Origin of the sequence: Natrinema sp. H-ect1 (assembly GCF_041821105.1) — an archaeon.
Classification (GTDB): domain Archaea; phylum Halobacteriota; class Halobacteria; order Halobacteriales; family Natrialbaceae; genus Natrinema; species Natrinema thermotolerans.
Genome location: NZ_JBGUBA010000001.1, coordinates 47,109 through 67,882, shown reverse-complemented (window position 1 = coordinate 67,882; position 20,774 = coordinate 47,109). Strand labels below are relative to the sequence as shown.

21 protein-coding genes are annotated in these 20,774 nt (G+C 67.3%); 7 read left to right on the top strand and 14 right to left on the bottom strand.

Annotated features, from left to right (window positions below; all coding sequences use genetic code 11):
- The first annotated feature begins 54 nt into the window (after nucleotides 1–54).
- Entirely contained in the window at nucleotides 55–1,035 is a 981-nt protein-coding gene (locus ACERIM_RS00370) for a PLP-dependent cysteine synthase family protein (RefSeq protein WP_006648853.1), read from the top strand.
- 131 nt (nucleotides 1,036–1,166) lie between these two features.
- Entirely contained in the window at nucleotides 1,167–1,967 is an 801-nt protein-coding gene (locus ACERIM_RS00365) for a hypothetical protein (protein ID WP_373630673.1), read from the top strand.
- 24 nt (nucleotides 1,968–1,991) lie between these two features.
- On the opposite strand, the gene ACERIM_RS00360 is transcribed toward ACERIM_RS00365, so the two are convergent.
- The 6 genes from ACERIM_RS00360 to cyaB all read right to left on the bottom strand — a co-directional run bounded on the left by ACERIM_RS00360 (nucleotide 1,992) and on the right by cyaB (nucleotide 8,221).
- A complete protein-coding gene (locus ACERIM_RS00360) occupies nucleotides 1,992–2,582 on the bottom strand; it encodes a DUF5804 family protein (RefSeq protein ID WP_373630672.1) in 591 nt (196 codons plus the stop codon).
- A 181-nt stretch (nucleotides 2,583–2,763) separates the two neighbouring features.
- Nucleotides 2,764–3,942 carry a tRNA sulfurtransferase gene (locus tag ACERIM_RS00355; protein ID WP_373630671.1) on the bottom strand — a complete coding sequence of 393 codons (1,179 nt, stop codon included), beginning with the start codon at nucleotides 3,940–3,942 and terminating at the stop codon, nucleotides 2,764–2,766.
- 83 nt (nucleotides 3,943–4,025) lie between these two features.
- Nucleotides 4,026–5,279, bottom strand: a complete 1,254-nt coding sequence (locus tag ACERIM_RS00350; protein ID WP_373630670.1) for an MFS transporter — start codon at nucleotides 5,277–5,279, stop codon at nucleotides 4,026–4,028.
- Between the two features lie 127 nt (nucleotides 5,280–5,406).
- Nucleotides 5,407–6,276: a hypothetical protein gene (locus tag ACERIM_RS00345; RefSeq protein ID WP_373630669.1), complete on the bottom strand. Its 870-nt coding sequence runs from the start codon at nucleotides 6,274–6,276 to the stop codon at nucleotides 5,407–5,409.
- Nucleotides 6,277–6,370: 94 nt separating this feature from the next.
- Entirely contained in the window at nucleotides 6,371–7,576 is a 1,206-nt protein-coding gene (locus tag ACERIM_RS00340; protein ID WP_373630668.1) for a methionine adenosyltransferase, read from the bottom strand.
- A gap of 102 nt (nucleotides 7,577–7,678) precedes the next feature.
- Nucleotides 7,679–8,221, bottom strand: coding sequence for a class IV adenylate cyclase (gene cyaB / locus ACERIM_RS00335; protein ID WP_006648846.1), 543 nt, complete (start codon nucleotides 8,219–8,221; stop codon nucleotides 7,679–7,681).
- Between the two features lie 88 nt (nucleotides 8,222–8,309).
- Between cyaB and ACERIM_RS00330 the strand changes: the two genes are divergently transcribed.
- Entirely contained in the window at nucleotides 8,310–9,266 is a 957-nt protein-coding gene (locus ACERIM_RS00330) for a peptidylprolyl isomerase (protein WP_373630667.1), read from the top strand.
- 181 nt (nucleotides 9,267–9,447) lie between these two features.
- On the opposite strand, the gene ACERIM_RS00325 is transcribed toward ACERIM_RS00330, so the two are convergent.
- Complete coding sequence (locus tag ACERIM_RS00325) at nucleotides 9,448–10,074, bottom strand: hypothetical protein (RefSeq protein ID WP_006648844.1); 627 nt, start codon at nucleotides 10,072–10,074, stop codon at nucleotides 9,448–9,450.
- A 152-nt stretch (nucleotides 10,075–10,226) separates the two neighbouring features.
- Between ACERIM_RS00325 and pyrB the strand changes: the two genes are divergently transcribed.
- The 4 genes from pyrB to ACERIM_RS00305 all read left to right on the top strand — a co-directional run bounded on the left by pyrB (nucleotide 10,227) and on the right by ACERIM_RS00305 (nucleotide 14,259).
- Nucleotides 10,227–11,171 carry an aspartate carbamoyltransferase gene (pyrB, locus tag ACERIM_RS00320; RefSeq protein WP_006648843.1) on the top strand — a complete coding sequence of 315 codons (945 nt, stop codon included), beginning with the start codon at nucleotides 10,227–10,229 and terminating at the stop codon, nucleotides 11,169–11,171.
- Complete coding sequence (pyrI, locus tag ACERIM_RS00315) at nucleotides 11,164–11,652, top strand: aspartate carbamoyltransferase regulatory subunit (RefSeq protein WP_006648842.1); 489 nt, start codon at nucleotides 11,164–11,166, stop codon at nucleotides 11,650–11,652. Before pyrB ends, pyrI begins: the two co-directional genes overlap by 8 nt.
- Before the next feature lie 245 nt (nucleotides 11,653–11,897).
- Nucleotides 11,898–12,740: a hypothetical protein gene (locus ACERIM_RS00310; RefSeq protein ID WP_049964340.1), complete on the top strand. Its 843-nt coding sequence runs from the start codon at nucleotides 11,898–11,900 to the stop codon at nucleotides 12,738–12,740.
- A gap of 277 nt (nucleotides 12,741–13,017) precedes the next feature.
- Complete coding sequence (locus ACERIM_RS00305) at nucleotides 13,018–14,259, top strand: hypothetical protein (protein ID WP_373630666.1); 1,242 nt, start codon at nucleotides 13,018–13,020, stop codon at nucleotides 14,257–14,259.
- A gap of 175 nt (nucleotides 14,260–14,434) precedes the next feature.
- Here ACERIM_RS00305 and ACERIM_RS00300 read toward each other — a convergent pair whose 3' ends face one another.
- The 7 genes from ACERIM_RS00300 to ACERIM_RS00270 form a co-directional block, all read right to left on the bottom strand.
- Nucleotides 14,435–14,998, bottom strand: a complete 564-nt coding sequence (locus ACERIM_RS00300) for a hypothetical protein (RefSeq protein ID WP_373630665.1) — start codon at nucleotides 14,996–14,998, stop codon at nucleotides 14,435–14,437.
- Between the two features lie 101 nt (nucleotides 14,999–15,099).
- Entirely contained in the window at nucleotides 15,100–15,861 is a 762-nt protein-coding gene (locus tag ACERIM_RS00295) for an enoyl-CoA hydratase/isomerase family protein (protein WP_006181660.1), read from the bottom strand.
- Nucleotides 15,862–16,040: 179 nt separating this feature from the next.
- Entirely contained in the window at nucleotides 16,041–16,709 is a 669-nt protein-coding gene (locus tag ACERIM_RS00290) for a helix-turn-helix domain-containing protein (RefSeq protein ID WP_006648837.1), read from the bottom strand.
- Nucleotides 16,710–16,842: 133 nt separating this feature from the next.
- The gene (locus ACERIM_RS00285) at nucleotides 16,843–17,745 is read right to left on the bottom strand and encodes an ABC transporter permease (RefSeq protein ID WP_373631381.1); all 903 of its coding nucleotides are present in this window, start codon (nucleotides 17,743–17,745) and stop codon (nucleotides 16,843–16,845) included.
- A 26-nt stretch (nucleotides 17,746–17,771) separates the two neighbouring features.
- A complete protein-coding gene (locus tag ACERIM_RS00280) occupies nucleotides 17,772–18,722 on the bottom strand; it encodes an extracellular solute-binding protein (protein ID WP_373630664.1) in 951 nt (316 codons plus the stop codon).
- Nucleotides 18,723–18,884: 162 nt separating this feature from the next.
- Nucleotides 18,885–19,436 (bottom strand): molybdopterin-guanine dinucleotide biosynthesis protein B, encoded by a 552-nt coding sequence (mobB, locus tag ACERIM_RS00275; RefSeq protein WP_373630663.1) that lies wholly within the window; start codon nucleotides 19,434–19,436, stop codon nucleotides 18,885–18,887.
- Nucleotides 19,437–19,502: 66 nt separating this feature from the next.
- The gene (locus tag ACERIM_RS00270) at nucleotides 19,503–20,774 is read right to left on the bottom strand and encodes a P-loop NTPase (protein ID WP_373630662.1); all 1,272 of its coding nucleotides are present in this window, start codon (nucleotides 20,772–20,774) and stop codon (nucleotides 19,503–19,505) included.

The following is a 20,774-nucleotide window of genomic DNA, read 5'->3' as shown; positions in this document are numbered from 1 at the left end:
ACGTCCTGCCTCTGTCCAGCACGGGTTTACGTCTCGAATCCATATTGTGGGTCAATGAAAGGGAGTATCCTGGACACGATCGGCTCGCCGCTGGTCCAGGTCGACTCGCCGGAGGGCGCGACGGTCGCGGCCAAGATCGAATCGTTCAATCCCGGCGGCTCGGCCAAAGACCGGCCGGCCCGCGAGATGGTACGGGCCGCCGAACGCGACGGGCTGATCGAACCCGGCGACTGGCTCGTCGAACCCACGAGCGGCAATACGGGGATCGGCCTCGCGCTCGTCGCGGCCGCCCGCGACTACGACCTGACGATCGTCATGCCGTCGGACAAATCGAAGGAACGCCAGCAGGTCATGGCGGCCTACGGGGCCGACCTCGAGTTGGTCGACGGCGACATGGCGGACGCCCGCGCCCGCGCCGAGGAACTCGAGGCCGAGGGTGCGGTCCAGCTCGGCCAGTTCGAGAACCCCGCGAACCCTGAGGCCCACTACAAGACGACCGGGCCGGAGATCATCGAGCAGGTCGGCGACCGCGAGATCGACGCCTTCGTCGCCGGCGTCGGCACCGGCGGCACCATCTCGGGGATCGGCCGACGACTCCGCGAGGAGTACCCCGAGATGGAGATCGTCGCCGTCGAACCCGAACGAAACGCCGTCCTCTCGACCGGCGAATCCGGCAACGACGAGTTTCAGGGGATGGGGCCGGGCTTCGTCAGCGACAACCTCGATCTCGACCTGCTCGATCGCGTCGAGACGGTGGCGCTCGAGGACGCCGAGGCGGAGTGTCGCCGCCTCGCGCGCGAAGAGGGAATCCTCGTGGGCCAATCGAGCGGCGCGACCAGTCTCGTCTCCCAGCGGGTCGCCCGCGAGATCGCCGATCCGGCCCTCGAGTGTCCCGAAGTCCCGACGGCGTTCGACGAGGGCACGCAACCGGCCTCGCCCGAGACCGACGGCGGACAGGTCGATGACTGCCCGCTCGTCGTCACGGTCTTCTGGGACAGCGGCGAGCGCTATCTCTCGACCGGTCTCTTCGACTGACCGGCTCGAGCAGCGCGATTTCGCCCGGCTCGTCGTGTCTTCGTCGACCCGTTCCCCGAATCGGTCTGGTAAAAATGATTCTTTGACCTAGCCGAACCGCCTTTAGGTACCCCTTCGTACGGTCAGGTACAATGACACGCCCCTCCAGGCGGACGCTACTGAGTAGCACTGCAGGATTGCTCGCGCTCTCGGCCGGCTGTATCGCCGACGGGACCGACGACTCGCCCGACGACAACGACGAGAGTGACGATCCCAGCGAAGACGACCCCGGATCGGACGACGGAAGCGAGGACCTCCCCGAGGAGGTGACCGGCTACGAGACACAAAACTACCAGTTCTCCACGGATACGGAGACGTCATCTGTCGACCTCGTCCGGGACGCCGACGACGCGACCGAGTGGCTCGAGACGCGTACGCTCTCCAACGTCGACCCCCTCGCCAGCTTCGTCGACGACACCGACTTCGAGACGTCGATCCTGGTCTCGCTCGAGTCCGAGGCACCGAACCCCTGTTACGAGTTGGTCCTCGAGTCGATCGATGTCCAACCGATCGAGGACGACGAGACCGACGAGGGGAACGAAACCGACGACGGGAGCGAGACCGACGGCGACGACGAACCCAGTAGCAGCAGTACCGGCGGCGACGGCGAGACCGGTAGCGATGGGACGGACGGAAGCGCCGACAAGGAACTCGTCCTCGAGGCAGGTGTACGGGACACGGCGGACGAGAACGAGGCCTGTACCCCGGTGATCACGACCGTCGGCCGGCTCGTTCGGGTGACCTTCGAATCGAAGCCGCTGACGGCGCTTTCCGCGACGGTCGTCGATCACGAGGGCAATACCAGCGGTGCCTCGATGCGCAGCGACAGCGCCAGCGCGTCGGAGAGTACGAGCGTCGAGTCGGACGACGGGACGGCCGAGGACGGCTCGTAACCGCTCGAGCGAACGACGGCCCCGCTACGGCGTATATTCCGTCTCGGTCAGACGAACGACCAGCGTCTCCGCGACGTCCCGGAGGTCGTACTCCGGAAGATCACCGTCCGTTCGCCGGACGTACAGCGGCTCGACGAGCCGATAGGTTGGTTCCCCGCCGGCTCCGCTCGAGGCTGCAGCGGCTCCGTTTTCTTCACCTTCGCTCGCGGCCGCTGACTCGTCGTCCCCGCTCGAGGCCGCCGCATCGGGTTCGGTGCCCTCGTCCTCGACGGCAGGGGCGACTCGCTCGAGGCCGTAGATCTTGCAGAACTCGCCGGTCTCGTCGGCGTCTGCCTCGCCGTTCCGGAGTTGCGTCGCGAGCGCTCGCGAGAGCCACTCGTCGTCGCTGATGCTCGGTTCCTGGACGAACGCCTCGTCAACGAACCGCGTGCAGTACCAGTTCAGGTCGTTCAGCAGCGAGACGGCGGCCCCGACGCTGACCGTCCGCAGGGCCAGCGAGTTCTCGAACGGCCGCTCCAAGTCGTAGGTCGCGAGCGCCTCGCGGGCCGTCTCCCGCGAGAGGAGTTCGTACTGGAGGTCGCTCCCGGCCTCGCCGATGAGACAGACGCGGGTCACTGGTTCGTGGTGTGTCCGACGGCGTAATGGGGGTTTCGGCTTCTCTGCGATGAAGACACGAGTAAATCTGCTGTCGGAGACGCCACGACTACGAAAGCGCGCCAGCCCATTCCAGTCCCACCCGGCCGTGGGTAGGTGAGGTGTCTACGAGCGGCGGGAAAACGGGCGGTTCGAAGCCGACTCAGGGTTCGACCAGAGTCGCGTTTTTCGCCGCTTCTTCGGCCCGCTCGAGCAGGTCGTCCGGTTCGTGCTCGAGCAGGGGCTTCAGGCGGGCGTTGGTCTCGACCTGATCGGGGGTGACGCGGTTGCAGCCGGCGTCGATCGTCGAGTCGCTGAAGGTACCGATCTCGCGGGCGCGGGCGACGATGTCCTGCTTGTCCCACGTCAGGAGCGGGCGGTGGATCGGGAGCCGGGTTGCGCGGCTAGTGACCCCGAGGTTGCGGACGGTCTGGCTGGACTTCTGGCCGGCGGCTTCTCCGGTGACGATGCCGTCGGCGTTGACGCGTTCGGCCAGCGTCTCGGCGGCCCGGTAGAAAAAACGCCGCAGGGAAAGCATCCGGCCCTGTTCCATCTGCCGGACGAGCAGGTCGACCGTGTCGCCGCCAGGGATCCGGTAGACCTGCATATCGAAGTTCGGCGCGTAGTCCGAGAGGAGCCGGACCGTCTCCATGGCGCGGGCCTCGTGGTCGATCCCGCCGTAGTCACCGAGGTCGACGTAGGCCGGGACGATCGGGCTGCCGCGGCGCATCATCTCGTAGGCCGCGACCGGCGAGTCGATGCCGCCGCTGACCAGGGCGATGACCGGCTCCTGGGAACCCAGCGGGAGCCCGCCCGGGCCATCGCGCTGCTCAAGGTAGTGGAAGGCCGCGTCCTCGCGGACCTCGACGCCGAAGGTCAGGTCGGGATCGTCGAGATCGACGTCGGGTTCGAACTCGTCCTCGACGGCCGCCCAGATGGCGTTGCCCGCCTCGCGGGCGAGGTCCTCGCTGTCGTAGGGCAGGCTCTTGTCCGCTCGGCGGGCCTCGACGGCGAACGTCCCGCCGTCGTAGTGTTCGCGGGCCGTCTCCGCGAGGGCCTCGAGGATCCGTGCTTTCTCCGTACTGGTGGTCAGGGCAGGGCTGGCGGAGACGACACCGAAGGTGTCGGTCGCGGCGTCGGTGGCGGCCTCGACGGCGTCGCTCTCGGTGTGGATCAGCGGCCGGCTCCACCGGCGCTCGACCTCGCCGGGAATCGACCGCGCGGACAGGAGGGCCTCGAGGTTCTCCGCGAGGAGGTCCTCCATGTACCGCTTGACGGTGTTGCTCTTGGTGTTGACGTCCCCGTGACGGACGAGGACGGTGTCGGCTCCCGGGGGGTGCATGGACTGTGATAGATGATCGGAGCTATAAGGGGGTTGCGAGGTACGTCTCGGCCTCGAGCGATCCCGACGAGTCGCGGACGGTCTCAGACGATGGATTCCTCGACCGTCGGGCTCAGGCTGCCGGTGTAGGTGTAGATCCCGACAACGAGGATCGCACCGGCCAGCAGCGGGATGGTCGCGCTGAGCGCGTACAGCACGTCGAAGCCGATCGCCTCGGCGAAGGGCAGCGAGATCAGCGGGCCGACCGCGCCGCCGACGTCGCCGAAGACGTTGTTGGTCCCCATCGCCCGCCCCATTCGGTCCTCGGGCGTGAGATCGGCCAAGAGTGCGGTCAGCGGACCGCCGACGCCACCCTGTCCCGCACCGATCAGGGCGCAGGCCCCGACGACGATCGAGAGCGACGGCGCGAGCGTCAGGACGGCGAATCCGAGACAACTCGTCACGAGGAAAACGAGCAACACCGGGACGCGAGCCCCGACGGCGTCGCTGATCTTTCCGCCGAGGATGGTAAAGAGCGCGCCCGACAGCGCCGAGACGGCCATCAGCAGCCCGGAGGTCCCCTGCTCGCCGTACTCGAGGCCGACGCCGGCGAACTCGAGGGTGAGGACCGTCGACTCCGCGTCGAGATACAAGACGAGCGTCGAGAAGAGGACGCCGAAGTACGCGAAGTAGAGCCCGAAGTTGACCAGGCCGACGGTCAGCGCGGGGAGGGTGGTCTCGAGGTCCCACGGCTTGATCGAGGCGTCGGGGCTGTCGACGTGGGTCTCGGGGACGATGAAGTAGGCGATGACGCTCGCCAGCCCGGCGAAGCAGGCAGCGAGGACGAAGGCCGTCGCGTTGCTGTAGACCTCGCTGACGATCCCGCCAAGTACCATGCCCGCGGGGAAGCCGAACGTGATCCCGGCGCGGACGATCCCCATGCTCTCGCCCCGCGATCCGGCGTCGCTGACGTCGGCGGTGATGGTGTAGGCCGTCGCGAACACGAGGGCGCTGCCGACGCCCCAGCAGACTCGCGCGAGGACGAACCAGAACTCGGGCACCGACGACGTGATCGCGACGACGTAGCCCGCAGTCGCGGCCCCCTCGATCGCCAGCCCCGCGACGAACGGTTTCCGGGTCCCGATCCGGTCGACGAGCGCGCCGGCCGGCCCGTTCGCCACCAGCCGCGTCCAGCGGTTGGCCGAGAGGATGACGCCGACCATAAACGCCGAGATGCCGAGTACCTCGCCGAGGTTCGGCAGGATGGGAAAGACGACGCCGCCACCGAAGCCGACGAAGAAGGTACTCGCGACGACGGCGTAGACCACGCGATTCGAACCGCTTGAGGGGAGGTTCACGGATGATCGTTCTCGAGGGATGCCGATTCGTAACGTGCTATCAGTGTTACACACTGTCGTCGCCAAAGGGTCTGTCGAACCCGGTGATCACCCGACGTGGCGGCTCTCGGCCGGTAGCACCGAGCGGTCAGCCCTGCTCGCTCTCGGAGTCGGCGATCACGTACGAATACTCGAGACGTTCCCGCAGCTTCCTCAGGGCGTCGGTAGCCGCGCGCATCGTGTCTCGGTCGGGGAACGCGATTCGGGTCGGGGGAGCCACCGATTCGGGATCGAGCAGGTACCGCAGAATCCGGCGCGGCCACGTATCCGCGGCCGACGGAGCCCACCGGAGGACGAGTTCCTCGCGGTTCGGGACGGGACGAACGCGTTGGAGTCGATCTAGTTCGAACGCCGACCAGCGGTCTCGATCGGCGTCTCTCTCACGCCGGCGCAGTACGTCCCACGACAGTTCGTACCGGTCGCCGTTCGATCGCCACGTAACGAGTCCGTCGACCGGAACGACGGTCGAGCGAGGAATCGATTCGAGTGCGTCGGTGACGGCTTGCAGGAGCGCGTCACAGCCGTCCGCGTGCAGTTCTCGAATATGGGCGTGATGGGGAACCGACCGATAATACCACGTGGCGTCGGTACGGACGACGAACTCCTCGAGGGAGAACACGCGATCGACCCACACGTCGGTATCGTCCGGATCGACGGCCAGCACCGACCGGACGACGCCGGCGTCGCCGGGGAGCGTCGCCCGATACTCCGGTCCAGAACCCGTGAGAACCCGATCGGGTCCGCGGACGCGCTCCAATCGCCCGTCGGGGTCCAATCGGGAAGCCGCCCCGTCCTCGAGACGCAGATGGACTGCGGTCCCCAAGGACGCCACGGCGTCGACGACGCGGTTCTCGACGGTGATCCAGCCGGTCTCGTCGTCATCGGCGACGCCGGACGGTTGCCGCGTGATGACCCGGTGGGTTGCCGCGCGCTCGTCGAACGGCTTGCGGAGGGCCATTACCGGACGGCACGCGATCCGTGGACAAAACGTCACCCATCCGACGTGGCGCTATCGGTTCCGGGACTGGGTCGCAGTTCGGATCGAGGCCCGATCAGAACGTCGAGAGTTCGCCGTCGATCACGCTGCGCGTGATTCCGGTGACGTCGGCGAGTTCGGCGTCGACGATGGCCGCGACGTCGTCCTCCACGTCCGCGACCGAGACGCCGTCGTCGGTGACGACCTGGACGTCGGCGACGTGGGGCTGATCGATCGGCCGGCCGATCTGGGAGAGCAGTCGCACGCGCAGGTCGCGGATGCCGTCGACCTCGCCGACGACCTCCTCGGCGATCGCCGTCGAGAGCAGGTTGTAGATCTTCCCGATGTGATTGACCGGGTTCTTGCCGCTGGTCGCTTCCATCGACATCGAGCGGTTCGGCGTGATGAGTCCGTTGGCGCGGTTGCCGCGACCGACGGAGCCGTCGTCGCCCTGTTCGGCGGAGGTGCCCGTCACCGTGAGATAGATCGAGCCCTCGTCGTAGTCGTCGGCTGTGTTGACGTGGACGTCGACCGCGCGGTCGGTGTGGTCGCGCGCGACGCCGTCGACGAACTCGCGAACCGATTCGACGGCCTCGACGTACTCGTCGAGGTCGGCGACGTACTCGTCGACCATCGCGGCCGCGACGGTGACGTCGATCTCGTCGCCCTCGCGTTTGCCCATGATCTTCACGTCCGGCCCGAGTTCGGGGTGTTCGTCGGAGTACTCGCCGTTCAGCCGTCGCTCGGCCTCGAGGACGATCCGCTCCGTCTCGGTCAGCGGCGCGTGGCCGACGCCGAAGCTGGTGTCGTTTGCCATCGGGACGCTGACTTCGTCCTCGCCGAAGACCTCCTGCAGGTCGCCGCTGCCCTCCCCGAGTTTGACGTCGACGACGACGTCCTCGCCGACGGTCAGCTGGGGGATGTTCTCCTCGAGGTACTCCCGTGCGGCTCGCAGGGCGATCGTCTCGGCGGGGATCGTTTGGCCCTCGTAGTGTTTGGTCGCGCGGCCGACGATCAGTAGATAGATCGGGTCGACGACCTCGCCGCCGCCGAAGGCGGGCGCGGCCTCGCCCGCGACGAGCTGGGTCTCGTCGGTGTTGAAGTGCAGCACTTCGCCGACGCGGTCCAGATACTCGCGGGCAAGCGCCCCGGCGACGCTCTCGGCGATGCCATCACAGATGGAGTCGGGGTGACCGATTCCCTTTCGTTCGACGATTTCGACCTCCTGATCCTCGACCGCCTGCCGGTCGATGGATTCGATACGGATGTTCCGCTCGCTCATTGGCGGTTCTTGACGGACCGCGTTCGTATAACTTGCGGAAACAGATACGGGCCGTAAAATGCCTGTAAGTTATGGATTCGCCGGCGTCGCTTTCGCACTCTCTCAGGACTCGAGCAACAGGCCGAGATACGACGTTCGGAGCTGCTCGTCGGGATCCAGCCCCAGCCGCTCGAGGACGTCGTAGGCCCCCTCGCGGGCGGCCTCGAGTTCGGCTTCGGACTCGAGTTCGGTCTCGACCTCGACGTAGTCGCCGACGTCGGCGACCGAATCGAGGGTGACGGTATACCCCTCGAGCGAGAACCGCTCGCGCTCTTTCCGGACCGTCGCGGCGGGCTCGAAGCCGAGGTTCGTCAGGATCGCATCGACCTTCTCGCCGTCCGCGACGGCGGTCTCGACCTCCTCGCGGGTCTTGGACTCGTCGTCGACGAGCGGCCCCTTGTAGGTAATGTGGGTCTCCGCCTCGCCGTCTTCGGGTCGCTCCGACCGGATCCGCAACGCCTCGTCGGTCTCGACGAACGCCCGATGGGGCGCGTCGTAGTAGGTATCGACCTGCACGACCGCACCCTCGGGCGTCGCCTCGAGGGCCACGAGCCGCTCACGGACGGCCGCGAGGTCGGCGGGGACCTTTGCTTCGACCTCGTACATGCTCGAGTCGACGCGGGGGGATCGTAAGTATCGGTCGCTCTCGCCCGAAAACGTCGTACTTAAATGTAGACGGCCGGACGTACAACGTATGACCGAGGAACAAGAGGCCGAGCTAGACGAGCAGGCCGATGACGTCGACGAAGAAGTAGCCGACGAAGCCGCCGACGGACTCCAGACCGGCGACTTCGTCGAACTCGAGTACACCGCCTACACCGTCGAGGACGACCAGTTGGTCGACACGACCGACCCCGAGGTCGCCGAGGAAGAGGGCGTCGACGAGCAGGGCCAGGAGTTCAAGCCCCGAACGATCGTCGTCGGCGAGGGCCACATCTTCGAGGCCGTCGAGGACGACATCGTCGGCTCCGAGCCCGGCGACTCTGGCACCGTGACCGTCCCCGCCGAGGACGCCTTCGGCGAATACGACCCCGACGACGTCCAGACGGTCAGCGCCGAGAAGATCGACGAGGACGACCGCTACCCCGGTGCCAACGTGCAGATCGAGGGCCAGCAGGGCTACATCAGCACGATCATCGGCGGCCGCGCCCGCGTCGACTTCAACCACCCGCTTGCCGGCGAGGACGTCGAGTACGAGTACACGATCGTCGAGGAAGTCGACGACCGCGAACAGCAGGCCGCCGGCCTGTTCGAGATGTACCTCGGGATGGAGCCCGAACTCTGGATCGAGACCGACGAGGTCGAGGAAGAGGTCCCCGTCGAACCCGATGACGACGACGAGGACGCAGAGCCCGAGTTCGAGACCGAAACCGTCGAGAAGGAGACGCTCTACCTCGAGGCCACGCCCCAGATGACCATGAACCAGCAGTGGATGATGGGCAAACAGCAGATCGGGCAGGACATCATCGAGAAGGTCGGCGTCGACCGCGTCATCGTCCAGGAAGTCATCGACGGCATGGGTGGCATGGGCATGGGCGGTATGATGGGCGGCATGGGCGGCATGGGCGGCGGCGACATCGAGGAAGCCCTCGAGGACGCCGACGTCGACGCCGACGAGATCGTCGACGAACTCGAAGGCGCGGAAGAGTAAGCCGACGCTGCGGACCCGACCGCTCACCGGTCGTTACCGACGGACAACGAGCATGTGCGGATCGACTTTTTTGCGCGCGTAACCGCCGAAGAGAGGGCGGCGTGTCGAATCGACGAGCGAAGCCGAGGTACAGTACGATGCCCACACAGGAGGGGTAACGGAATCGGCCGGGCAGCTGGACTCAGGCGATATCGCGGCTCGTGTCGATCGCCACTTCCTCCGTCAACTCGAGCTTGATCGCGTCGGTCGGCTGGCTCCCGCCGCGGAACTTCGGGATCGTGAGGTGGTTCTCGAGTTCGGTCCCCGAAATCTCGGTCCGCAGGTCGAAGACGGCGTCGGCGGCGTGGTAGGTCCGGGATCGGTTCGGCGGCTCGTCCTCTCCTTTCAGACAGTGGAGGACGGCGATGCTGCCCGTCTCCAGCATATGCGACTTGAGTTCGTTGAGGAATTCGATGTACTCGTCGGTGTCGCAGCGCTCGAGGACGTCCATCGTGTCGATGATGAGGTTCGCGCCGTCGGGCAAGGCACCGATGAGTCGGGTCGCCTCCTCGAGGGTGTCCTCGCCGCTGACGTGTCTGACCGTCGGGCTGCCGACCGAGGAGGGCGAGGTCTCGATGGCGTGACGGACGGCGTCGTCGTCGCGCTCAGTGGTGAGATACAGCGTGCCGCGGGCGGCCGTGAGTTCGTAGAGGAGGAGTTCGGACTGGCTGGCCGGCTCGGCGGTGTACGCGACGATACACCCCGGGGGGAGCCCACCGTCGAGTTTCCGGTCGAGGACGTCGATCCCAGTGTCTAGCCGGCCGACCATACAGTTGTGACCAATTGCTGTAGTATCTGTATAACACTTTTCCTTAGGTTACTGACTCGAAAACAACCGCCGACGCGGGCGTCTCCCGACCGGTTCGGGGCCCGTCGTCGAATGGAGAGATTCAAGGGGCACGCCACAGCCTACACGAACGAATGCGCCACGATCACCTCATCACGAGCAAACAACTCTCGCGGCCGGACATCGAGACGGTACTCGACCGCGCGGCCGAGATCGACGCCGACCCGTCGGCGGTCGCCGATCGCCACGCGAACACGCTGCTTGGATTGCTCTTTTTCGAGCCGAGTACGCGGACGAAGATGAGCTTCGAGACTGCGATGAAACGGCTCGGCGGCGACGTCGTCGACATGGGTTCGGTCGAATCCTCGAGCGTGAAGAAAGGGGAGACGCTGGCCGACACCGTCCGTGTCATCGAGGGCTATACCGACGCCTTGGTCCTGCGCCATCCCAAGCAGGGGGCGGCGACGATGGCCAGCGAGTTCGTCGACGTCCCGCTGCTGAACGCGGGCGACGGCGCGGGTCATCACCCGACCCAGACGATGCTCGATCTCTACACCATCCGGGAAAACGCCGGCCTGGACGACCTGACGATCGGCATCATGGGCGATCTCAAATACGGCCGGACCGTCCACTCGCTGGCCCACGCGCTGACGAACTTCGAGACCCAGCAACACTTCATTAGCCCGGAGAGTCTGCAGTTGCCCCGCGAGGTCGTCTACGACCTCCACCAGCGACAGGACGGAACGGGGATCAAAGAACACGAGTCGCTCGAGGGGGTCCTGCCCTCGCTGGACGTCCTCTACGTGACCCGGATCCAGCGCGAGCGGTTCCCCGACGAGAACGAGTACCAGAAGGTCGCCGGCGAGTACCAGATCGACGCCGAGACCCTCGAGGCCGCAAGCGACGACCTGACCGTGATGCATCCGCTGCCACGGGTCGACGAGATCGCCCCGGAGATCGACGACACCGACTACGCGGCCTACTTCGACCAGGCGCACAACGGCGTCCCGGTCCGAATGGCGCTGTTGGACCTATTGTTGAGCGACGACCGGGGGATTCGAGGTGAGACCGATGAGTGACGATCACGACCACCACGACGGCAACGACGACCACGAACTGCGGGTCAGCAAGATCCGTGACGGGACCGTCATCGATCACGTCCGTGGCGGACAGGCACTAAACGTCCTCGCGATACTCGGCATCGATGGGACCAACGGCGAGGAGGTCTCGGTCGGGATGAACGTTCCCTCCAACCGGTTCGCACGCAAGGACATCGTCAAGGTCGAGGGTCGCGAACTCAGCCAGGACGAGGTCGACGTCCTCTCGCTGATCGCGCCCGACGCGACGATCAACATCGTCCGCGACTACGATGTCGTCGAGAAACACCGTGTCGAACGCCCCGACGTCGTCGAAGGTGTCCTCTCGTGTCCCAACGCCGGCTGTATTACGACCGGCGACGAGCCCGTTACCTCACGGTTTACCGTCCTCGAGGACGGCGTCCGCTGTTCGTACTGCGAGACGATCGTCCGCGAGGAAATCGCCTCGCTGATCGAGACGTAACCGCTGCCCGCTCGGCGTCGGATTTTCACGTCCGGATCACTATCCAGAATACCTAAGTATTCGCCGGGCGTATTCTCCCCCGTACATGTCACGTACCGTCAAAGTCGTACTCGCCCTGTTCGTCATCGCCGTCCTCTACAAGGTCGCCTTCGGCGGCTCCTCGGAGGTCGAAGTCGACTACGAACCGACCGAAGAATAGCGCTCGATTCCGAACGGCTTACGGGTGCGGGGCCGGACACTGAGGTATGTACGGCGTCGTCACCCGTAACGCCGAGGAAGTACGGTGGCCGGAGTTCGACCGCGGCTTCTACGAAGTCAAGGACGTGACCGGCCGGTCCGCCGAACCGATCGAAGACGGGGTGAACATGGTCTCGTGTTTCGGCGACAACGCCGCCGCCGACGCCGACCCGTCGCTGGTCCCCGTCGACGACATGGGTCGGCCGGCCGACCGCGAACGGTCCTATTTCGACTGGGCGTATATCTGTCCCTCCCGTAAGGACTACCGGCAGGGCCTGTTCGAGGTCATCGACGACTGCGTCGCCGAAAACGAGGACGTTCGCCTCGACGACATCGGCTTTCCCCGCGCGGAATACTGCCGGTGTGGCGTCTGCGAGCAGGCATTCGCCGAAAGCGAGTACGACGACCGCATGGACTGGCGGGCGAGCGTCATCACGGATTTCGTCGCCGAAGCCGCCGACCGCATCCCCGGGACCGTCTACATGACGCTGTATCCCGATCCCTATCCCGGCCACCTCTACGAGCGCGCCGGCATCGACCTCGAGGCCGTCGCCGAACACGTCGACGAGTTCGTCGTCCCGCTGTACGACACCGCCTACGGGACGACCTACTGGCTCGAGACGATCGCGAAGGGGTTCGAGAGCGCCCTCGAGACGCCCTTTAATATCGAGTTGTACGCGGTAAACGTCGACGTCGAGAACCTGATTCACGCCCTCGAGGTCGCCGAGGAGTACGCCGAGGGAGTCTTCTTCGGCTACGACGCGAGCAAGGGCCGCGCCGCGTTGCGCCGGATGCAGGCCGACGAACGTGAGGGCGTGACCCACGGCGAACCCGGCGATCCGGACGCGTAACCGGCGACTCCGCTCGAGTCAGAGGGGCGACGACGCTCGGCCCGCCACTCCTAACGAACTATTACGCGTTTGTACAGCACCGTTGGACGCTATTACGCCACACTAGTCGCGTCTCCCGGCCGTTCGCGATTACGTCGCCAGTCGCCGGAGTTTCGGAGTTACGAACGATTGGGGTCGGGCTTCGGATCGGAACTGACGCCGCCCTTTATTTGCGTCTCGGTCGCGCTCTCCCGTGACCGAGGAGCGCCGACGGTAACCGCGTCCTCAGGTGCATACGATGAGAGACCACCAGAGCCAGCACTCCACGGATAGGGAGCGGATGGCGGAGTCGACGATCGAACGGAGTCAACAGACCATGGAGCGGTTGATCGACCTCCAGCGGAACATGGCGGAGATGACACTGAGTGCCCTCGAGTGGGGTGAAAGCGCCCAGCGACAGGGGATGGAGATGACCCAGTCGATGTTCGAGAGCGCGCCGGGGCCGCAGTTCACCGCCTCGATGATGGAGCGCTATCTCGAGGGGATGGAGGCGATCGTGCCGGAGATGGAAGACGCAATGGAAGCGGGAACCCGGGCGGTCACCCATCCCGGAACCCCCGGCGTCGCCGGCACGGGGTACTCGAGCGGGCAGGCGTATCAGGGCCAGCAGGGAGGCGGCGAACGCGGCGGGACGATGGAGCGACGCCAGCGGCCGACCAACCAGTCGATAGGCGAGCAGCCACAGCCGAGTCAGCAGTCGATGGGAGGCAACCGACCGCCGACCGACCGGCAGCCCACCGGCGGGCAACGGTCGCCCCAACAGCCCATGAGCGGCCAGCAACGCCCGTTCCAGTCGATGGCCGGACAGCAATCGAACCAACAGCAACGCGGCCGACAAGCCTCAAGCGGTCGCTCCCAGTCACAGTGGCCCCAGCAGTCCGCCCGACCCGGCGAGGCATATCCCGAGACCGGGGAATGGGTCACGCCACAGGAATACGGCGGCGAATCGACGGGGACGGCCGAGTACCAGCAGCGGCCCCTGTCGGCCGCGCCGAATCCGTCGCCGTCGGAGGGCTCTCGAGTGACCGAGGGGCGGCCACAGGGGGGCGAAACCGGGGACCCACAGGAGTCCCAGCGGGGTCCGTCGTCGACCGGGACCGACCGGGGACCGCAGGGACAGCCGCGAGAACCGCAGCGACGACCGACGGCCGACTCACAGCGGGGACACGGCCAGTCCGGCGAGTCGATGGCGGGCGGCGATCGATCACACGCCGCTCGAGCGGGCGACCGACCGACGGAGGGCGGACAGTCGGGGCCGGGACCGGGACGGACCGAGCAGGGTCGGATTCGGGATCAGTACGCACGACGGGCCGACACCGATCGGGGCGAGCGTGAGCAGGGCGGTATCGATCGCGGCGAGGGGACCGAACCGGATCGGTCGTCGGAGCGACGCGGGATGGCGGACACGGACGTGCCGCCCGACCAGCCCCGGCCGCCGACCGAGCGGGCGGCTACCGACGAGCCGCCGGAAGAGGAGTGAGTTCCCCGCCGGCGTGAGAACTCGCGGCTCGTGGCTCGCGAAACGGCCGCGGGCACCCGGCAGTGGTGAGTCATACTCGAGAGCGACGCTGTCGAACGACTGAAGAGAAAACGCTCGTCGTCATTACCGTCCGATAGACGGCCGGCTTCGTGGGCGGGCGGAACGCGGACCGATATTAGCGGGTGCTGCTGGTGCGGTCGTCATCGTCGTCGTCGATCAGCCCGTCATCGTCATCGTCGTCCATGAGCGGGTCGTCCTCGTCGCGACGGACCGCCCCTTCGTCGTCGGCCCCGCTGATGTCGTCCTCGTCCCGATCGATGCCGCGGTCGCTCTCCGTCCCGGAACCACCGGTTCTCGAGTGGGGTTCGGTTTCGCCTGTCCCGGTGTCCGTGTCGGAGCCGGTCAGCTCCGTGTCGGCATCGCCCGTTCCGGTATCCGTCATCCCGACGTCGGGGTCCGTGTCGGTGGTGCCGCCCGTCCCGGCCGAGCGACCGCTCGAGCGGTCGCCCTCGAGGTGGATCGCGTCGTCGGTGACGTGACCGACCGCGGCTTCCTGCAGCGGGTAGGTATCCTCGCCGCTGTCGGTCCAACCGAGCGTCGCCTTGATCGAGTCCGTGATGCCGGGGTCGGGTTCGACGTGGGCCGTGCCGTGGTCGACGTCGACGACCATGCCGACCTCGTCGCCCGCGTCGTTGACGACATCTTTGCCGACGTCGTCGTCGGTAAACTGTGGGGACATTGCGGTTCGATTGACGGTCGATTCGGGCAAGGCGGTGGTGCTTGCGGGTGCTTGCGGTCGGTTCGAGGCACGGAACCGGTCCGCAGCCGCCTTCGGGCGGGTTAGAACTCCGGCTCCCTGTCCTCGAGAAGGGCGGCGACACCCTCCTCGTGGGCCTCGGACGTCCGGGCCTGGGCCTGCAGTAGGTTCTCGTAGTCAAGCGCCTCGTCCCAGGAGCGCCCGAGGTTCTCGTGCATGGCCTGTTTCATCAGCCCGATCGTCTCCGTCGGGCCGGCCGCGAGCGCGTCGACGGTGTCGGCGACGCGAGCGTCCAGTTCGTCGGCGGGCACCGTCTCGTTGACCAGTTCGAGGTCGGCCGCTCGCTCGGCGTCGAAGAACTCGCCGGTGAAGGCCAGTTCCTTGGCCGCCCGCAGGCCGACGATGTGGGGCAGCATGACCGTGCCACCGGTGTCGGGGACGAGCCCGACTCTGACGAACGCACAGGAGAAGGTCGCGTCCTCGGCCGCGTAGGCGATGTCGGAGACGGCGACGAGCGAGAGCCCGGCACCGATCGCGTCGCCGTTTACCTTCGCGACGATCGGCACTCGACACTCGAGCATCGCCTCGACGGCGCGGCCGAAGCTCGCGGTGACTTCCTCGTAGGCGTCCTGTGAGGTGTCGGGCGTCTCCGCCAGCATCTCGAGGTCGCCGCCGGCACTGAACGCATCGCCCGCGCCCGTGAGGACGATCGCGTCGTACTCCGCGGGGGTCGCGTCCTCGATCGCGTCGGCCAGTTCGACGGCCGCCTCTCCGGTGATCGCGTTGAGCGCGTCCGGTCGGTCGAACGTGAGTCGCAACACGCCGTCATCGTCAGTGATTCGCATGCGCCACACATGGGCCCCCCGGATAGTAACTGTGGGCGGTTCGCGGTCGTGTAGCGTCACTCGAGGCGCACGGATCGGTGGTCGCGCGCTCGAGGTCGCCACTCGAACGGCGATCTCGCTGCTGCTGGCGGTTGAAAACATCGAGTCGGCCGTCACGGGACGACGCGGTCGGAGTGGAATCAGTTCGTAGGGATCGGCGGCGCGGCGGCGTCTTCCTCGGTCACGTTGAGTTCGGCGGTGACGAGCGCGCGGTAGGCCCGGCGTAGCCGTTCGGACAGCGCCTGGTGGGAGATACCGAGTTCCTCGGAGAGCTCCTGCATCGAGACCTCGCGGGGAATCTCGAAGTAGCCGTGATCGATGGCCGCGACCAACGTTTCGTACTGGCGAGCCGTCAGGCCACACTGGGAGTGGCTCTCCTCCGCGAGGTCGAACAGGCGAACGATCGTCGGCGTCACGTCGTTGTCGTCGAGTCGGTCGTAGAGCGAACTCACGCTCTCGCGGTCGACGACGCGAATGCTGAGCAGCCACGTGCCGTCCGAGGCCGAGGCGCTCAGGACGGTCCCCCCCTCCTCGAGGACGATCTCGAAGGGGTCGACCGTGTCCGGCTCGAACTCGATGTCGTAGAGCCAGCGGTCCTCGTCGCTGCTGATCTGGGAGTACGTTCCGATCGCGTCGGCCTCGTCGAGCGCCGCTTCGATCTCGGACTGGGAGGGCCCCGCCAGCCAGAGGCCGTGCCCGCTCGAGGCGATTACCCGCTCCATCTCACACGTCAGGGAGGGGACGGCCTCGAACAGCTGACCGGTTCCGGTGCCGTCAGCCGGGATCTCGATGTCTGCGATGGATGTCATGAGTCTCGTTTCTCCGTACAGCGACGATGTCCATAACCGCACTTCCAAAGCACTTAGAAGCGGTTAGAGCGAATGACACGCGATCTGATTTGTTTTCGTTCGGATTCGTCGAGAGCGCCGCCACCGCCGCCGATCAGCCCCGACGAGGGGTGCCGACCAGCAACTGAACGGCCACGACGACGACCACGGCGATCGCGAGCAAGGCGATCGCGATCGGGACGATGGCGTCGATCCCGCGAGCGATGAAGGCGACGCGGATCCGGGTCGGCATCGTCCGCGGCGTGTACGCGACCATCATCGTCGCGCCGAACTCGCCGATCGCCCGGACGAACGTCAGGACGATCCCGGCGGCGATGGCGTTGCGGGCAAGCGGCAGGGAAACCAGTCGTATCGTCCGCAGTCGGCCGTAGCCCATCGTCCGCGAGGCCTCCTCGAGGCGGGGGTCGACCCCGTCGAAGCCGGCACGGGCGGTGACGACCAGAAACGGCGCGGCGACGAACGTCTGGGCGAGGACGACGCCGGCGGCGCTGCCGGTCAGTGGCACTCCGATCGCCGCCGCCGCAGCGCCGATCGGCGTATAGCGGCCGACGACGGTCAACAGCATGACGCCGCCGACGATCGGCGGGACGACCAGCGGCAACAGGACCAGCGCCTCGACCAGTCGCTTCCCGCGGAACGAGGCCCGCGAGAGGACGTAGGCCAGCGGCACGCCGAAGACGGTCGCGACGGCCGTCGAGACCGGTGCCGTCAGCAGCGACGTCGCGATCGCATCGCGGACCGCGGGATCGGCGAGCCCGGCGACGACGTCGACTCGCCGGCTCCGGAACAGAAAGGCCGCGAAGGGGACGACGAAGTACGCGAGCAACACCGTCCCGAGCAACGTGGGGACGGCCAGACCGCCGGAAGTCCACGGTCGATCGACGCCGAACCAGCCGCGGCCGCCGCTCGAGGCGGTCCGGCGCTCGCGGTCGGCGTCCGACGCGCGCTCGGGCCCGCGGTCCGAGGTGTCCTCGTGACTGCGATCGGGGCCCGACACCTGTTCGGGCTCGCGGTTCGGGGGGGTCACGGCGCGATCTCCTCCGGTGGATCGCCGTGGAACTGGGGGATGGCATCATCCACCCGCAGCCCGTGATCGGTCAGCAGGCCCTCGTTTTCGAGCAGGAAGGAGACGAACGCCCGACCGGCGTCCGGATCGTCGGCATCGGCCGGGATCGTCGCGTTGTAGACGACGGGCGACCCCGTGACGGTGTGGCCGCGTTCGGTGGTGTAACTCGCCCGCGCGTACCGGTCGGCGTTCGCGCGGCTCCCGAAGTTGTAGGCGTCATCCAGCCGCCGCACGGCCGCGTTGCGCTCGACCGCCATGTTGCGGTAGGCGACGACACAGGCCCGGTCGCCGTTCTCGAGTCCGGCGAGCAGTCTGGGTTCGTCGGCGACGTGGGCGACGCGGTCGGCCATCGCCGTCCGGAACCCCTCGAGGCCGTGTTCGCGCTCGGCGAGTTCGAACAGGAGCAGCGCCCGGTAGCCAAGCGGGTCGACGTCGGGGTCGCTGATCGCGATCTCGCCCTCGTCAGCGTCGGCGAAGACGTCGTACCACGGCTCGCCGGCCGCGAGGCGCTCGCCCAGCGCGGTCTCCGGGGCGTACGCGATGACGACTTCGTTGGCCGCGAACGTCACGTCCCAGTCGGCGTGATCGGGATAGAGCCGATCCCGGAGGAGGGCGGCGTCGGCCCCGATCACGACGTCGGGGTGCTTCGTTCCATCAACGACCAGTCGCAACACGGCGTTGGTCCCGTAGTACTCGCCCGCGTAGCCGAACTCGGCGTCGGACTCGAAGGCCGGACCGACCCCGTTCTCGAACGCGCTGGCCAGGCTGCCGGCGGCGAGGACGCGGACCTCGTCGGTGGCACCGAGACAGCCCGCCGTCCCGACCAGTCCCGCCGTCAGGCCGCCGGCCGTAGCGAGTAGCTCCCGACGGCTCGTCGGGTCCGTCCCGTTGCCGTCGTGACTGCGCATGCGTTCCCTTCGAACGGCCGTACAAAGAAAACTGGTTTCCATTCCTATTCCGTGGGAAAACAATTGAATATGGTTACGCGATGCCGGCGGGGCGGACGGCGACTACGAACCCGCCGGCTCTGACCGCTCCATCGAGTCGGCGAGCCGACCGCCGTCTCCCGGTCAGTCAACCGGCTCGTCCGTTCGTCCGCCGCCCGCCGGGACTGCGAGCCCCTCGAGCGAGCGGATCGACTCGAGGAGGTCGTCGATCGGGTCGTCGCCGCGACCGATGACGGTCCCGCCGACCGCTTCCGGGTCGCGATCGCCGACGAGGATCGTCGGGACCGATGCGTCGGCGAAGCCCTCCACGATCACGGTGTCGTAGCCCCGACCGGCGAGGCGCTCGAGGGTCCGCGAGAGCGCCCGCAGTTCGGGGTCGTCGGTCTCGAGCAGCGGTTCGTCGACGGTCGGCTCGGGCGGGTTCCGCTTCCCGCGGGCCGTGATGTCGAAGGTGAGTTCGGGCGTGACCCCGACGACGGTTTCGGCACCGGCGCTCCGGTGGCGGTGGGTGTCGGTTCCCGGGGTATCGATCTCGATGTCGTGGTGGATCGACTTGACCGTCGCGACGCGGCCGTCAGCGGCCAGTCGCGGGACCAGTCGCTCGACGAGCGAGGTCTTCCCCGCGTCGCTCGGGCCCGCCAGACAGACGACCCGTAGTCTCGAGTCCTGATTCATACGAGTTCGTTTCGGACGTGGATACAAGCCCCGTTCGGACCGCCGCCGAAGCGACGCCAGACTCGGCTACCGGGCGACGGCCATCACCCACTCGTCGGGTGCCTGCCTGCGGACCTGATACTCCGCGAAGGCGTCGCCGGGCGCGCCCTCCCGGTCGACCGCCGAGACGAGTTCGTTCGCGAGCGGCGACGGGTCGTGGTCGTTGATCAGGTAGAACGTCTCGCCCGGCTCGGTCGCGCGGAACTCCTCGGTGGCCTGCTCGTGGCGGATCCGCTTTGGCAGCCCGCGCAGGTCCAGTGCGTGGTCGGGCACCGAAAGGTCACCGACCGCCTCGAGTCGCTCGTCGACGGCCCCAGCCAACTCGCGGGCCTCTGGCGGCACGTCGTCGAAGTCCCGAACGCGCTCGTCGAAGGGGAACTCACAGAGGACGGGTTGATCGAGTTCGGCCTCGATGTCAGTCTCTGGGAAGAGGTCGTGTTCGCGGCCACACTCGCAGCTGAACCCGCGCATGTTGACGACCGTACCCAGCAGCGGGACGCCGTTCTCCTCGAACAGCGTGGCGCTGCGGGACGTGTCGCCGACGCTCGTCGGATGTGGCGTACTCACAAGCACTGCGCCGTCGATCGGCAGCGACTGCAGCGCCGTCAGGACGATGTCGCCGGTCCCCGGCGGCAGGTCGATCACGAGCGTATCGAGGTCGCCCCACGCGGTGTCCTCGAACAGTTCGCTGACGGCCTCGTGGGCCATCGCGCCCCGCCAGGCCAGCGGCTCGTCGTTGGCGATCAGCCCGACGCTCATCGCGGTGAGGTCACCGGCCTCGATCGGCTCGGCGTCGCCGTCCGCGTTGGCCGACACCGGCCCCTCGAGGTCCAGTAGTTCCGGGACGTTCGGCCCGTAGAGATCGGCGTCGAAGATCCCGACGTCGCGGTCGGGATCGGCGGCCAGTGCCCGGGCGAGCTGGGTCGAGACCGTCGTCTTGCCGACGCCGCCCTTGGCGCTGGCGACGGCGATCACGGTGTCGACGCCGGCCGCGCCGTCGATGTCATCGTCTGCCGCGCCAGTCGACTCACCCTCGACGGTCGCCCGCTCGACGCCGGGCGTCGACAGCGCCCGCCGGCGCATTGCCTCGGTCACGTCCTCGGCCGTCGGCTCGTCGAACCCCGCGAGATCGGCGGCGATCCGGACGGCCCCGCCCTCGGCCGAGACGTCGGTCACCAGCCCGGACTCGAGGACGTCGGTCCCCAGATCCGGGTCGTCGACGGCGCGCAGCCCCTCGCGGACGCGGGCCGCGAGGTCGTCGGTCGGTACCTCGTCGGGAACGATATCGTCTTTTGCCAT